13 protein-coding genes are annotated in these 15,281 nt (G+C 61.6%); 12 read left to right on the top strand and 1 reads right to left on the bottom strand.

Annotated elements, in window-relative coordinates:
- Positions 1–5 precede the first annotated feature (5 nt).
- From HDE72_RS10775 to rlmD, 10 genes are all read left to right on the top strand, one after another.
- Positions 6–716, top strand: a complete 711-nt coding sequence (locus HDE72_RS10775) for a hypothetical protein (RefSeq protein WP_183740313.1) — start codon at positions 6–8, stop codon at positions 714–716.
- A 135-nt stretch (positions 717–851) separates the two neighbouring features.
- Positions 852–1,052 carry a YdcH family protein gene (locus tag HDE72_RS10770; protein ID WP_183675966.1) on the top strand — a complete coding sequence of 67 codons (201 nt, stop codon included), beginning with the start codon at positions 852–854 and terminating at the stop codon, positions 1,050–1,052.
- A gap of 45 nt (positions 1,053–1,097) precedes the next feature.
- Positions 1,098–3,140, top strand: a complete 2,043-nt coding sequence (locus tag HDE72_RS10765; protein WP_183740310.1) for an ATP-dependent DNA helicase — start codon at positions 1,098–1,100, stop codon at positions 3,138–3,140.
- Between the two features lie 201 nt (positions 3,141–3,341).
- Positions 3,342–3,947 (top strand): toll/interleukin-1 receptor domain-containing protein, encoded by a 606-nt coding sequence (locus HDE72_RS10760; protein ID WP_183740307.1) that lies wholly within the window; start codon positions 3,342–3,344, stop codon positions 3,945–3,947.
- Between the two features lie 21 nt (positions 3,948–3,968).
- Positions 3,969–6,410 (top strand): tetratricopeptide repeat protein, encoded by a 2,442-nt coding sequence (locus HDE72_RS10755; protein ID WP_183740304.1) that lies wholly within the window; start codon positions 3,969–3,971, stop codon positions 6,408–6,410.
- 72 nt (positions 6,411–6,482) lie between these two features.
- The gene (gene surE, locus HDE72_RS10750) at positions 6,483–7,220 is read left to right on the top strand and encodes a 5'/3'-nucleotidase SurE (protein ID WP_183740301.1); all 738 of its coding nucleotides are present in this window, start codon (positions 6,483–6,485) and stop codon (positions 7,218–7,220) included.
- Entirely contained in the window at positions 7,217–8,062 is an 846-nt protein-coding gene (locus HDE72_RS10745) for a protein-L-isoaspartate(D-aspartate) O-methyltransferase (protein WP_183740298.1), read from the top strand. The genes surE and HDE72_RS10745 overlap by 4 nt, the downstream gene beginning before the upstream one ends.
- Positions 8,063–8,104: 42 nt before the next feature.
- Complete coding sequence (locus tag HDE72_RS10740; RefSeq protein WP_183740295.1) at positions 8,105–9,040, top strand: peptidoglycan DD-metalloendopeptidase family protein; 936 nt, start codon at positions 8,105–8,107, stop codon at positions 9,038–9,040.
- Between the two features lie 8 nt (positions 9,041–9,048).
- Entirely contained in the window at positions 9,049–10,077 is a 1,029-nt protein-coding gene (gene rpoS, locus HDE72_RS10735) for an RNA polymerase sigma factor RpoS (RefSeq protein WP_183740292.1), read from the top strand.
- 195 nt (positions 10,078–10,272) lie between these two features.
- Positions 10,273–11,616 (top strand): 23S rRNA (uracil(1939)-C(5))-methyltransferase RlmD, encoded by a 1,344-nt coding sequence (gene rlmD, locus HDE72_RS10730; protein WP_183740289.1) that lies wholly within the window; start codon positions 10,273–10,275, stop codon positions 11,614–11,616.
- Positions 11,617–11,661: 45 nt separating this feature from the next.
- Here rlmD and HDE72_RS10725 read toward each other — a convergent pair whose 3' ends face one another.
- On the bottom strand, positions 11,662–11,889 hold the full coding sequence (locus tag HDE72_RS10725) for a hypothetical protein (RefSeq protein ID WP_183740275.1): 228 nt from the start codon (positions 11,887–11,889) through the stop codon (positions 11,662–11,664).
- Positions 11,890–11,998: 109 nt separating this feature from the next.
- On the opposite strand from HDE72_RS10725, the gene HDE72_RS27970 reads away from it, so the two are divergent.
- Together HDE72_RS27970 and HDE72_RS10715 are read left to right on the top strand one after the other, a co-directional pair.
- A complete protein-coding gene (locus HDE72_RS27970; RefSeq protein WP_311735230.1) occupies positions 11,999–13,915 on the top strand; it encodes a glycosyl hydrolase family 18 protein in 1,917 nt (638 codons plus the stop codon).
- Positions 13,916–14,014: 99 nt separating this feature from the next.
- On the top strand, positions 14,015–15,037 hold the full coding sequence (locus HDE72_RS10715; RefSeq protein ID WP_260176617.1) for a cupin-like domain-containing protein: 1,023 nt from the start codon (positions 14,015–14,017) through the stop codon (positions 15,035–15,037).
- Positions 15,038–15,281 lie beyond the last annotated feature (244 nt).

Raw genomic sequence — 15,281 nt, 5'->3', positions numbered from 1 at the left:
AGATAATGGCAAAGTCGATATCCAAGCTGGGGCTGGTCCTGGCCTTGTCTGCCTGCGCGCACCAGGGCGTAGCTGCGCTCGATGTGGTGGGCGCGCCGCAAGTGGCCGCCACGCATAGCGTGGTAGAGGCGGACGCCAAGCTGCTGGCGGCAAGCAACGAGCGTGCGGCGGCAGAGAAAGAATTCCTGGATCGCGAGCAAGTCTGCTACGCCAGGTTTTTCGTCTCCGACTGCCTGGACCAGGCCAAGGAAAAGCGCCGCTTGATCCTGGTGCGGCTGCGCGCCGTCGAAGCCGAAGCCAATCACTTCAAGCGCGCCGAGTCCGTGCGCCTGCGCGACGTGGAGCTGGCCAGGACACAGGAAGATGCACGGATCGATGCAGAGAAGCGCAACGCTGCCACGCCCAAGGCGGTGAAAGTGGTGGCGCCCGAGCCTGCGCCGCCCAAGCCGGCCGGCATGAGCCTGGAACAACGCCAGGCCGAGCATGATGCGAAGGTGAAAAAGCAGGCCGCCCAGGAAGCGGCAGACGCACCGCTGCGCGCAGCGCGCGAGGCTGATTTTGCCCGAAAGCAAGCTGAAGCCATCGAGCGCCAGAAGCGCGTGGCCCAGCGTCTGGCCGAGCGCCAGGCGGAAGCGGCCAAGGCGGCTGCCGCTGCGGCCGCCAGCAGCAGCGCGCCACCGGCCACACCGATACCTTTTGATCCTTCCGGCCAGTAAACGAACCTTCGTCTGGACCAGGGCAGGCCTGAAATGGCGTGCCCTCGTTCGCGTGGCGGGTTAAACTATGCCATCACCGCGCGCGCACTTGTATCTGCGTGCCGGTTCCCCCAAACACTGTCTGGAACGCAATACATGAGTGATGCACAGCATATACAGCGGCGCCTGATTGAACTCGACGTTGAACACCGTGACCTCGATGCGGTGATCGAGCTGCTGATACTCGATGGCCATCATGATGAGCTGCAATTGCGGCGCCTGAAAAAGCGCAAATTGCAATTGAAAGACCATATCACCTTGCTTAAAATGCAATTGGTGCCCGATGTTCCAGCCTGAAGGGCGCCAGCAGCGCCCAGCTTCAGTAATTTAATAAAGTATATTTTGACCGATCACAATTTATTGCCTGCTAACCAAGACAGCATCGCTGCCGACGTACCCGCCGAGGCCATGGCGGTGCCGGGCAAGCACGATGCCGATATCGAGCGCCTGTTCGGCGCCGGCGGCCCGCTGGGTCCTGCCGTGGGCAGCTACAAGCCACGCCGTTCGCAGACTGAAATGGCCAAGGCGATTGCCAACGCCATCGATGGCCAGACCACCTTGATGGCCGAGGCGGGCACGGGCACGGGCAAGACTTTTGCTTATCTGGTGCCGGCCCTGATGTGGGGCGGCAAGACCATCGTCTCGACGGGAACCAAGAACTTGCAGGATCAATTGTTCCTGCGTGACATACCGACCGTGCGCGCCGCCTTGCAGGCGCCCGTCTCGGTAGCCCTGCTGAAGGGCCGTTCGAACTATCTGTGCCATTACCATCTGGAACGCACTTTGCAAAACGGCCGCATGACCTCGCGCGACGACGTGGGCCATTTGCGCGAGATTTCGCGTTTCCTGAAAATGACCAATACGGGCGACAAGGCCGAACTGGCCAAGGTGCCAGAGAACGCCATGATCTGGAATCTGGTGACGTCCACGCGCGACACCTGCATGGGCGCCGAGTGCCAGTACTACCAGGACTGTTTCGTCATGAAGGCCCGCAAGGAAGCCCAGCAGGCGGACGTGGTGGTGGTCAACCACCATCTGTTCTTTGCCGACGTGGCCCTGAAAGACACGGGCGTGGCCGAGTTGCTGCCGTCGGCCAACACCATCATCTTCGATGAGGCGCACCAGCTGCCCGATACGGCGACCCTGTTCTTTGGCAATACAGTCTCGACCTCGCAAATCCTGGAACTATGCCGCGACGTGCTGGCCGAAGGCCTGGCGCATGCGCGCGGCATCGACTGGGCCAAGACCGTGACGGTGGTGGAAAAAGCCGCGCGCGACCTGCGTTTGACCTTCCCGCAAGATATCGTGCGCCTGTCGCTGCCGCAAATCGCTGCCTCGAGCGACTTCTTCCCCGCGCTGGAAACGCTCAAGGATGAGCTCGACGGCATGGTGGCCGTGCTGGAAAGCCAGGCGGAACGGGCCGAAACGCTGGAACAGGTTCGGGTGCGTGGCGTGGAGCTGGCGCAGCAGCTGAGCAGCTGGAAATTCGACCCCAAGGCCAAGGTGGCCGTCGGCGAAGAAGCCGTGTTCTGGGTGGAAGCGTTTTCCAGTTCCTTGCAATTGCACAAGACCCCGCTGTCGATCGCACCGATCTTCAACAATCAGCGCGAAGGCTCGCCGCGCAGCTGGATTTTCACGTCCGCCACGCTGGCCGTCAAAAACGACTTCAAGCATTTTTCGGAACAGATGGGCCTGGAGGGCGAACCGTCGCACACCTGGCCATCGCCATTCGACTATGCCGAGCAAGGCTTGCTGTTCGTGCCGCAGAATTTACCGCAGCCCAATTCCATGGGCTACACGGACGCCGTCATCGATTGCGCCTTGCCGATTATCGAGGCGGCCGGTGGACGCACCTTTTTCCTGTGCACCACCTTGCGCGCCGTCAAGCGGGCCGCCGAGCGCCTGACGGAAGAATTCAAGCAGCGCGGCCTGAATTTTCCGCTGTTCGTGCAGGGCGACCGGGGCCGCACCGAATTGCTGGACCAGTTCCGCGCAGCCGGCAATGGCGTGCTGATCGGCAGCCAGAGCTTCTGGGAAGGCGTCGATGTGCGCGGCGACGCGCTGTCGCTGGTGATCATCGACAAGCTGCCGTTCGCGCCGCCCGACGATCCGGTGCTGGCGGCACGCATCGAAGTGATGGAAAAGCAGGGCAAGAATGGCTTCATGCATCATTCTTTGCCGGAAGCGATCATTAACCTGAAGCAGGGCGCCGGCCGTTTGATACGCGACGAGGGCGACCGTGGCGTGCTGATGATTTGCGACCCGCGCATTATTTCCAAGCCTTACGGCAAACGCATCTGGCAAAGCCTGCCGCCGTTCAAGCGCACGCGCGATACGGCCGAAGTGGTGGAGTTCTTCCGCAACCTGCCGCCCAAGGCGGGCTGATCAAAATGGCTGGCGTAGTTGCGCCAGCCATTTTTCTTTTCCTGACTCCATAAGACAGCATGGTGCTGGTGTCTGCGACGCCAGAGGCATCTTTGCGCCAGCGCAAATGGGCGCGTGCTCAGCGGTTTAGAGTGGATTCATGTCTTGCCATATCAGCATGTGGCAATGGCGAGAGTGGCACGGGAAACAGGAGGGGATGCCATGGATATCCGCTACGGCTGTTTCTTGAGCTATGCGCATGGACAGTATGCTTACATGAACAAGTTCAAGAATGACTTGATCGAGGCGCTGGCTTGCTATCTGGAACCACACCTGGACCGCGAAGACGCCCTGTTCATCGATAGTGAACAACTGGGCGGCGGCGACGACCTGGACCGGCGCGTGGCGCGCGCCATGTGTGAAAGCGTGTGCATGATCGTGCTGTACACGCCCAAATACGAGGCGCATGGCTACACGCGGCGCGAGTTCGCCGCCATGCAGCTGATCGAACAGGAACGCCGCGTCTGGTATGAGCTGCCCAGTCATTTGATCATTCCCATCATCATGACGCGTCATCCCGACGGGCTGCCCGCGCAAATTACCGGTCCTGGCCTGTATGTCGATTTCTCCGGCTACACCCTGGCCAGCGGCGACCTGAAATCGAATCCCCAATACCTGCCCGATATCGAACGGATCGTGCAGCGTATTGCCACGCACTACCACTTGCTCAAGCGTTCGACTCCCCCTGGCCACGATTGCAGCCGTTTCGTGATGCCCGATATGCCGCCGGTATGGCGCACCGTTCCGCCGCCGCACTTTCCACGTTAATCCACGCAAAAGGGAACTGTCATGGAATGCCAACGTCTTTCTCTGCCGCCACTGACCGCGCCTGGCGAAGTGGTCACCTTTTATTCCTACAAAGGGGGTACCGGCCGCACCATGGCGCTGTCGAATATCGCCGTGCTGCTGGCGCGCCGTGAAAACGCCAGCGTGCCGGTACTGATGCTGGACTGGGACATGGAAGCGCCCGGCTTGCACCATTATTTCGAGCAGCACGAAGAACGGCCCGGCGTGCTGGAGTTTTTCGAAGCCTGCCGCCAGCAACTGGAACGTTTCCGCCTTGAGCCGGCAAGCCGGCATGCCGACGACGAGGCGCTGGCCCAGCGCGTGCTCGACGCCATCGACTGGCAGCAATACGTGGTGCGGGTGGATGAGGGCAGTCCCTTGTACCTGATGCGGGCGGGGCGTTTCGACGCCAGCTACAGCGAGCGCCTGGCGCAGATGCGCTGGGATCAGTTATTCGATGCCTGCCCGGCCCTGTTCCGCTGCTTTGCCGATACCCTGGCCGCGCATTTCCGCTACGTGCTGGTCGATTCGCGCACGGGGCGCACCGACAGCGCCGGCATCTGCACCACCTTGCTGCCAAAAAAACTGGTAGTGGTGTTCACGCCGAACCGGCAAAGCCTGGAAGGCGTCGACGCGCTGGTCACGCGGGCCATCGAATACCGCCGCAGCCATGAAGATGAGCAGCGGCCGCTGCTGGTGTACCCGCTGCCGTCGCGCATCGAAATGGGCGATGGCGCCCAGCGGGCCGAGTGGCGCCGTGGCGATGCGCAAAAGAGCATCGCCGGCTTCCAGCCCATGTTCGAGCGCCTGCTGCGCGTTTCCTATGGCTTGCCGCAGATCTCGCTCGACAGTTATTTTGATGAAGTGCAATTGCAGCAGACCAAGACCTTTGCCTATGGCGAGCAACTGGCCGTGCGCATAGACCAGGGCGGCGACCGTTTCTCGCTGACGCGTACCTTCGAAGCGTTTTTGCACTGGCTGACGGGTGGCTACTTTCCATGGCAATCGAGCCGTGAAATCCATTTGCTGGCCGCCATCAATGAAGCGCACAATGCCTTGCTGCTCGAGCCCGGGCGGGCCGTGGCCTTGCCGCTGGCGCGCGACCTGGGGCGTTTGGGCGAGCTGTACCGGAAAGATGGCCGCATGGCGCAGGCGCTCGATGCAATGCGGCAAAGCGTCGAGATCCGCGTGCGCATACTGGGCGAGGAACATGTTGATACCCTGGCCGCCAAGAGCGGCATGGCGCGCTTGCTGCGCCAGCTGGGCAAGCTCGACGAGGCGCGCTTCCTCGATGAAGATGTGGTCAGCACGCGCGCCCGCCTGCAAGGCAGCGAGCATCCCGATACCCTGGCTGCCAAGGCTTGCCTGGCGCAAACGCTGGTGTTGCAGCACGACCATGCCGGGGCGCTGCACTTGCAGGATGTGGTGCTGGCCAGCTACCTCCAGTTGCTGGGCACCGAACATCCCTTGACCCTGGGTGCCATGGATAGCCGTGCGCTGACCTTGCTGCAGATGGACTGCTTGCCGCAAGCGCAGGCCGTGCTCGATATGGTAGTGACGGCGCGCGCGCGCCTGTTCGGCGCCGAGCATGGCGATACCCTGCACAGCAAGCTGACGCTGGCGCAAATCCTGCTGCGCCAGGCTGACTTCGAGGGCGCGCGGCAATTGCTGGATGCGGTCTTGCAGGTGCAGGAGCGGCGCCTGGGGCCGGACCATGCGGCCACTCTGGCCACGCGCGACCGCCTGGCCGAAGTGCTGGCAGGCCAGGGCGACTGGGCAGGCGCGCGCCTGCTGCATGAAAACCAGGTGGCGGCGCGCGAGCGCACCCTGGGCCTCGATCATCCGGAAACCTTGCTGAGCCAACGCAAGCTGGCCGAGGCCCTGCTGCGCCGTGGCGACCTCAATGCCGCCCGCAGCGTGCAGGAGCAAGTGCTGGAAGTGCATGCGCGCCTGCTGGGCGAGGACCACCTGGATACCTTGCACAGTAAAAAACAACTGGCCGGCACCTTGCAGCAGCAGGGCGAGAGCGAGGCGGCACGCCTGCTGGAAGACGCCGTGCTCAGCGGCAGTGACCGGTTGCTGAACGGCCGCAGCGGCGGCGCGCCCCGCGCGCAGGAAGAAAGCATGCTCAATGGCGCGCGTCGGCTGCAGGAAACCATCCTGGCCGCGCGCGCCACGGAACCCGATACGCTCGAAGGCATGATAGGCATGTTGCAGGGCATGATAGAGCGCGAGCAATACCATCAGGCCGGTGAGCTGGTCGAGCATTTGAAGTCTTGTTTGCTGCGTCCCGGCGTGCCGGGCAGGCTGCGCAAGCGCGGCATGGCCCAGCTGAAAAGAATGTACAAACTGCAGGGCGACCTGCCGGCCTTGCTGGCCTTGCAGGAAGACGAGGTGCTGGCGCTGGAGGGGGCGCTGTCGGAGGCGCGCATAGAACAGCGCTAAGCAGTGTCAACAATATCAAATAAGGCTGTTCCGTACGCGCAGCGGGGGCATTGCTTCAGGTAAAATCTCGTTATGAGAATTCTTATCAGTAACGACGATGGCTACCTCGCACCCGGCTTGCAAGCCCTGGCCGATGCACTGGCGGCTATCGCCGAAGTGGTGGTGGTTGCGCCCGACAGCAACCGCTCCGGCGCTTCGAACTCGCTGTCGCTGGACCGGCCTTTGTCGCTGCACAAGGCAGCCAATGGCTTTTATTATGTGAATGGCACGCCCACCGATTGCGTGCACGTGGCGCTGACGGGCTTGCTGCAGGAGCGGCCCGACCTGGTGGTGTCCGGCATCAACAACGGCCCCAATATGGGCGATGACACCCTGTATTCGGGCACCGTGGCGGCCGCCACGGAAGGCTATCTGTTCGGCATCCCGGCCATCGCTTTTTCGCAAGCCGAGTATGGCTGGGCCAATCTGGACGCCGCCGCGCGCGTGGCCAGGGAGATCGTCGAGCGCCGCTTTGACGACTTGCAGCAGCCATATTTGCTGAACGTCAACATTCCCGCCATCCCCTACGAACAATTGCGTGGCACGGTCGCCACCCGCCTGGGCCGGCGCCATTCGGCCGAACCGGTGATACGCGCGCTCGACCCGCGCGGACGCGAAATCTTCTGGATCGGTCCCGTCGGCGTGGTCAGGGAAAGCGGACCCGGCACGGATTTTCACGCCGTGTCACAAGGGCAGGTATCGATCACGCCGCTACAGATCGACTTGACACACCACAGCGAACTCGATGCCTTGGCAAAAGGGCTGGCATGAGCGACAAGCCGCGCAACTTTCCCCTGACCCTGGACTCGCTGGCCGGCAAGCCTGCCCGGCAGGGCGGGGCGCAGTCGCTGGCGCAATCGCGCGTGGCCACGCCACAGACGGCGACGCAGAATGCGGCGCAAAGCGCGGGCCGCAGTGTGCAGGGACCGGGGCATGAGCGGGCGCCGGCATCAGCGTTAGCGCCGTCGCGGCAAAACCCGCTGGTCTCCGAAGCCGTGCGGCGCGCCATGGTGGCCCGCATCGAAAAGCAGGGCGTGCACGATCATGTCGTGCTGGACGCCATGCTGGCCGTGCCGCGCCATCTGTTCATGGATGAGGCGCTGGCTTCGCAAGCGTATATCGACGCCTCGCTGCCGATCGGCCATCACCAGACGATTTCCCAGCCCTACATCGTTGCCCGCATGATCGAAGCCATGCGCCAGGGGAAGCCGCTGCTGCGGGTGCTGGAGATCGGCACCGGCTGCGGCTACCAGGCGGCCGTGCTGTCGCAGGTGGCAAAAGACGTGTTTTCGATCGAGCGCATCAAGCCGCTGCATGAGCTGGCGAAGTCCAATCTGCGGCCGCTGCGCGTGTCGAATCTGCGTTTGCAGTACGGAGATGGTATGCTAGGCCTGCCGCAGGCGGCGCCCTTTGACGGGATCATCCTTGCCGCAGCCGGCCTGGAAGTGCCGCATGCCTTGTTGGAACAGCTGACGATAGGCGGGCGTCTGGTCGCGCCGGTAGGCGCCAAATTGCAGCATTTACAATTGATTACCCGGGTGGCGAAGATGGAATGGACCAGCCAGACCCTGGAAGATTGCCATTTCGTGCCTTTGCGCCCGGGCACCATATGATCCCCGGATCGGATAGCAAGCAGGACATACAATTACATGCGAATGATTAAGAAAAGTAAGCTACTCATAGGCAGCATCACCTTGGCTGCCATCCTCAGCGGCTGCGGCACCACCGGTGTCCAGGCGCCGGTGGTGGAGCGTCAGCCGACAACGACCAATACTGCGGCGGCCAACGATGGCCGGGATCGCGACCCCGCCTTCTACACGGTCAAGCGCGGCGATACCCTGTTGCGCATCGCCCTCGAGCATGGACAGAATTACCGCGATCTGGTGACGTGGAATGATTTGAGCAATCCGAACGACATCAAGGTGGACCAGGTGCTGCGCGTGCTGCCGCCAAATGGCGACACGGGCGGCGCCCAGACCTCGGCTGTCGTGATGGCGCCACCGATAGAAACGCGCCCGGCGACGCCGGCGGTGCAAAAGAAAACCGGTCCGCGCGGCGAGAAGCGTCCCTATTCCGATGCTACCCTGGCTGAGCTGCGCGCCGATGGCGATGCGCCTGCCGCCAAGCCGGCCTCGGCGGCGGCCACCACGCCGGCACCGGCCGTCGTGGCCGCCGCGCCAGTGCCAGCCGCAGCGGCGTCTGCGGCGCAGTCCGCTGGCGACGACAAGATAGGCTGGATCTGGCCTACCGAAGGCAAGGTCATCGCTACTTTTGACGAAGGCAAGAACAAGGGCGTCGACATCGCCGGCAAGGCCGGCCAGCCGGTGGTGGCAGCGGGTGCAGGAAAAGTCATGTATGCCGGGAGTGGAATCCGTGGTTATGGTAATCTTGTTATCGTGAAGCACAGTAATAGTTTATTGTCGGCTTATGCGCATAACCGCAGCATCCTGGTGAAGGAAGGGCAGAATGTCACCAAGGGCCAGACGATCGCTGAAATGGGCGATTCCGATGCGGACCGCGTGAAGCTGCACTTTGAAATCCGGCAACAAGGTAAACCTGTCGATCCTTCGAAATTCCTGCCTAACCGTTAGGTAAAGCAATGACACACGCGCCGCATGACCAGCTGGACGATGAAACGGATCCGCCGGAAGAGGGCGCGGACGACATCGTGACGGAAGATGTAGGCGAAGACGGTATCGATGCCGTCGAGGCTGGCGAGGGCAGTGAAGCTGCCAGCGTCAGCGTGCTGGTTGAAAGTGTCGATGAATTGAAAAAAGTGCTGGCGGCCGAGCTCTCGACCGATACCACCCAGCACTATCTGAACCAGATCGGCACGCGGCCCTTGCTGACGGCGCCGCAAGAGGTGCATTACGCCACCCTCGCCAAGCAGGGCAATTTTGAAGCCCGGCAAATCATGATCGAGCACAACCTGCGCCTGGTCGTGTCGATTGCCAAGCATTACATCAACCGCGGCGTGGTCTTGCTCGACATGATAGAAGAGGGCAATATCGGCCTGATGCGGGCCATCGACAAGTTCGAGCCCGAGCGCGGTTTCCGTTTCTCTACCTACGCCACCTGGTGGATACGCCAGAGCATCGAGCGCGCCATCATGAACCAGGCCCGCACCGTGCGCCTGCCGGTGCACATGGTGCGCGAACTGAACCAGATTCTGCGCGGCAAATACCATCTCGAAGCGCAGCACCACGACGGCAAGGACGCCACCGCCGAAGACATCGCCCACCTGGTCGGCCGCCCGGTGGAAGAAGTGCAGGATATCCTGGCCCTGTCCGAACACGCCACCTCGCTCGACGCCCCGCTCGACAACGATCCCCAGTCGTCCCTGATGGACATGCTGCCCGGCGCCGCCGAAGACAGCCCCGATGCGCGCGCCGAACACCATGAAATGACGGTGCTGGTGCGCGACTGGCTGACCAAGCTGCCCGACAAGCAGCGTATCGTCATCATGCGCCGCTTCGGCCTGGACAACGACGATCCGGCCACGCTGGAAACCCTGGCCGAAGAAATGGGCGTGACGCGCGAACGCGTGCGCCAGATCCAGCAGGAAGCGCTGATCAAACTCAAACGCGCGATGGCAGCTCGCGGCGTCGTCAGGGATTCCTTGCTTTAGCAGGTCTGTTGCAAGGCGCATGGCGGCGCTGTCATGCTTATTTTTCAATTCATGCTGATTGGCGCAGCTACGCTGCGGACTTAAGCAGGTCGGCATCTGCTATCATACGCCCCGCTCGCGGCGCCTGACCTTTCCCCATTCCTACAAGTTCCAGCGCGGCCCTGCGCCCCGGCCCACTCTTATCTATTGATCGCTATGCAAGAAAATATCATCGAAATCAAATCGCTCGACATGGACGCCCGCGGCGTCGGCCATATTGAAAACGAAGACGGCACGCCGGGCAAAGTCGTGTTTGTCGAAGGCGCTTTGCCGGGCGAGCGGGTCAGTTTTGTCACCTACAAGAAAAAGAAAAACTGGGAAATGGCCCGCATGACGGTGCTGCACCGCGAATCGGCGATGCGCATCACGCCCAAGTGCAAGCATTTCGATAACTGCGGCGGCTGTTCCATGCAGCATCTGGAGCCATCGGCCCAGGTCGCCATCAAGCAGCGCGTGCTGGAAGATAATCTGTGGCATATCGGCAAGGTGCGTCCGCTCAACATCATGCGTCCGATGTACGGCCCGACCTGGGGCTACCGCTACCGCGCCCGCCTGTCGGTGCGCCACGTCAAGAAAAAAGATGCCGTGCTGGTCGGTTTCCATGAAAAGAAATCGGCTTTCGTGGCCGACATGGACAGCTGCGAGATCCTGCCGCCGCATATTTCCGCCATGCTGCTGCCGCTGCGCGCGCTGGTCGCTTCGCTGTCGATCTTCGACCAGATGCCGCAGATCGAACTGGCCGTGGGCGAAGACGTGACCGCCATGGTCTTGCGCATCATGGCGCCATTGACGGGCGAAGATGAAAGCAAGCTCAAGGCGTTTGCCGACGAATATGGCGTGCAATGGTGGTTGCAGGTAAAGGGCCCGGAAACGGCCGTGCCGTTCTATCCGCTGGACAAGCAGCTGCATTATTTGCTGCCCGAATTTGGCGTCAAGATGCCGTTCAAGCCGGTCGACTTTACCCAGGTGAACCACCACATCAACCGCGTGCTGGTATCGAAAGCCTTGCGCCTGCTCGAAGTGCAGCCGCAAGACCGCGTGGCCGACCTGTTCTGCGGCCTGGGCAACTTCACCCTGCCGCTGGCGACGCAAGGCAGTGAAGTGGTTGGCATCGAAGGCAGTACCACTTTGACCGAGCGCGCGCTGGAAAACGCGTTAGCCAATGGCTTGTCGGCGAAGACTTCTTTCTTCACGCGCAACCTGTTTGAAGTGACGACAGATGACCTGATCGCCCTGGGCAAGTTTGACCGCATCCTGGTCGACCCGCCGCGCGATGGCGCCATGGCCCTGTGCCAGGCCTTGGTGGGTCTGGCGCAAACGCGCCCGGACCTGCTGCCCAAGCGTATCGTCTACGTCTCGTGCAGCCCGTCTACCCTGGCGCGCGATGCGGGCATCCTGGCCTTGGAAGCGGGCTACACCTTGAGCAAGGCTGGCGTGGTCAATATGTTCCCGCATACGTCGCACGTCGAATCGATGGCGGTGTTTGATCTGGCGCAGTAATTCTTGTAGCACTGGCGGGCGGCCTGGCAGGCGCCCGTCCTGTCCTCATAAAGCCAGTGCAATACCACTTTCAATATTGTCAAAATTGGTATGTTCCTCCAAGGCAATATCGCTTTTTTCCTCCTTCCCCCTGCATTTTGTGTTTCCTCCAGTAGGACAACACGCCATTTTTCTAAGCTCAGTTGAATTTTGAGCTAAGTGGTATTGACCTGTTTGATGCCACTGCAAAACCACTTGACTACCTATTTCTTCAGCAGCATGCTCGTCACGCAACTGTAACAATCCACAGGGTCATTATTTATCTAAAACAAAGAGTCGTCTTCCGCAAACCCAGACAGGAGATAGCGTGGAAAATTTAATACTCAGAAAAACGATCAGGAATATGATGTTATGTGTCGCCAGCGGCGGTGTGCTGGCGGCATGCGGTGGCAGCGGCGAGGCCAGCTCGCCAGCCGCGTCGAAGATGCTGGCAGCCAGCACGGTCGCCTGCACCGCCTGGCAAGAGGGTGGCACGTATGCGGCTGGCGCAGTGGTCACTTACCAGGGCGGCACCTACACTGCGCTGGTAGCGCAGACCGATTACGCCGGTTCCGGCTGGAATCCGGTTGCCTCGCCTAGCCTGTGGAGCTCCGGCGGCATTTGCGGCGCCGACACGACCCCGACGCCCACGCAGTCGCCGGCACCCACGCCTGCCCCGACGCCAGCGCCTGCCCAGGCCGCCGCGCCTGGGCCCACGGCTGACGCGGCGGCCGCCAGCGCCTGCGCCCTGGCCTGGGTTGCCACCACGGCCTACAGCGGCGGCGCCACCGTCAGCTATAACGGCGTCAATTACCGCGCCAACTACTGGACGCAAGGCGATAATCCGGCCACCAATAATGGCGGCCCTGGCACCGGCAAGCAATGGACCATCGTCGACAACTGCAGCACCACGCCGACGCCAACTCCCACCCCGACGCCTACCCCAACTCCTACGCCGACACCGACGCCGACTCCAACACCGACTCCAACACCAACCCCGACACCGACGCCAAATGGCCGCGAAGTCGGCGCCTATTTTGCGCAGTGGGGCGTGTATCAGCGCGGTTATGAAGTGGCCAATATCCAGAGCAGCGGCACGGCCAGCAAGCTGACCTTCATTAACTACGCCTTCGGTAATATCTACGCCAAGAACGGCGGCTATGTGTGCGACATGATCACCAAGGCCGAGCCGGGCGCGACGAATCCGAATGCATCGGATGCAGGCACGGGCGGCGATGCCGAGGCCGACTACATCCGCACGCCGGTACGCACCGTCGATGGCCAGGCCATACCGTGGGATGCGCCGTTGTCGGGCAACTTCCTGCAGCTCAAAAAGCTGAAGGCGGCCAATCCCAACCTCAAGGTCTTCATTTCCCTGGGCGGCTGGAGCTGGTCGAAGTTCTTCTCGGCCGGTTCGGCCACCGATGCGCTGCGCAAGCAGATGGTCAGCTCCTGCATCGACATCTACATCAAGGGCAACCTGCCAGTGCAGGGCGGCCGTGGTGGAGCAGCAGCGGCAGTCAACGTGTTTGACGGCATCGACATCGATTGGGAATACCCGATGGGTGGCGGCCAGCCATACAACACGGCCAGCCCGGCCGACAAGCAGAACTTCACCTTGCTGCTGGCGGAATTCCGCCGCCAGCTCGATGCGCTGGGCGCCACCACCGGCAAGCGCTACTTGTTGACGGCGGCAGTCGGCGCCGGCAAGGACAAGATCGACAATACGGAGCCTGCCCAGTATGCGCAGTCGCTGGACTGGATCAATCTGATGACCTACGACTTCCATGGTGGTTGGGAAAACAATACCAACTTCAATGCCCATCTGTTTGCCGATCCGGCCGATCCATCGGTCGGCGTGATCCGCGAATACACGGCAGACAGGGCGATCCAGTACATGATCAATGCCGGCGTGCCGCGCAGCAAACTGTTGCTGGGTATTCCGTTCTATGGCCGTGGCTGGACCGGCGTGGCGCCAGGACCGAATGGCAACGGCCTGTATCAGACGGCGACGGGCGCGGCGCCTGGCTCTTATGAAGCAGGGATCGAGGACTACAAGCTGCTGGTCGCCAAGTCCGGTACGCGCTACTACCATCCGATCACCAAGCAGCTGTATCTGTACACGGGTGCTGGCGGACAGTGGTGGAGCTATGACGATCCGACCGTGATCGCCACCAAGATGCAATACGTCAAGGACCAGAACCTGCGCGGCGCCTTCTCATGGTCGCTCGATGGCGACGCGAATGGCGTGCTGGCGAACGAGGTGTGGAAAGTGCGCTAAGACGGTGATAATGTAGAACGCGGCCGGCCAGCATATGCTGCCCGGCCGCTAATACTGGTACAAGATAAACGGGAGGCGGAGATGGCGGCGGTAGCGACAATGGCTGGGCAGCACGGTGGTCAGGGTATCGAGGAGCTGAGCCGCGAGTGGCGCAGCTGGATCGCGGAAAACCTCATGCTGGGCAGCCATCCCTCCAGCCTGATGCCGGTGCTGCAGCAGGCGGGCATCGCTGAAAACCTGGCGCGCCGCGAAGTGGAGCTGGCGCTGCAAAGCCCGTATCTGGCGGGCGCCGTGCGCCTGTCGAACCGGCTGGCCAAGCGCGACTGGGTGATCGATATCCAGCGCCGGCTGAACCAGCTGCGCGCGCCTGAGATTCCGCGTCGCCACCAGCTGTCGGCGCAAGCCTTCCTCGATGAGTTTTATAGCCTGAACCAGCCTGTGATCATCACCGGCATGATGGATGGCTGGCCGGCGCGCAGCAAATGGAGTCCCGCCTATTTTCGCGAGCGTTATGCCGAGCGTGTAGTAGAGGTGCAGTTTGGCCGCGAAGCCGATGCGCAGTATGAAATGAATAGCCTGGCCCACAAGCGCAAGATGGCCTTTGGCGAGTACGCCAGCCTGGTGGAAAACAGCGGCCAGACCAACGATTTCTACATGACGGCCAATAACAGTTCGCAAAACCGGCAAGCCCTGCGCGAGTTGTGGGACGATATCGGCCAGTTGCCCGAATATCTGGTGCAGGGCGAGCGCACGGGCTTTCTGTGGTTTGGCCCGGCCGGCACCGTCACGCCCTTCCATCACGATCTGACGAATAATTTCATGGCCCAGGTAGCGGGGCGCAAGCGCGTGCGCCTCATGGCGGCCTGCGAAGTGGCGCGCGTGTACAACCAGCGCCACTGTTTTACGCCGGTCGACGGGCGCGACATCGATCTGCAGCGCCATCCCCTGATGGGCGACGTGCAGGTACGCGAATGCATATTGGAACCGGGCGAGATCCTGTTTTTGCCGGTCGGCTGCTGGCATTTTGTCGAGGCGCTCGATATCTCGCTGACGGTTGCCTTCACCAACTTCAAATGGGAAAACGATTTTTACAGCAAGTATCCCAAGAATCACGACTTTTGATTATTGCCGTCCATGACGCGAACACGCTGACAACAGCCGCCGAACAGGCGGCTTTTTTATTCTTCAGCACGCTTCATGCTGCCGGTGCGAGTCTTAAATGATGGATTCAAGTCATTTCAGTGCAATTATTTTGCTGTGAATCGCCATCATCTTTCATTATCCAGATGACGATGGCGGGCGGATAATTTTGTTGCTCTTGCGCTGCCAGGCACCTTGTCCCAACTTGCCGGCGGGCGCAGGCATG

Origin of the sequence: Janthinobacterium saanense, from assembly GCF_014200675.1 — a bacterium.
GTDB lineage: Bacteria > Pseudomonadota > Gammaproteobacteria > Burkholderiales > Burkholderiaceae_D > Janthinobacterium.
Note: the sequence above shows the minus strand (reverse complement) of the source record. Positions and strands in the feature narration are given on the sequence as shown.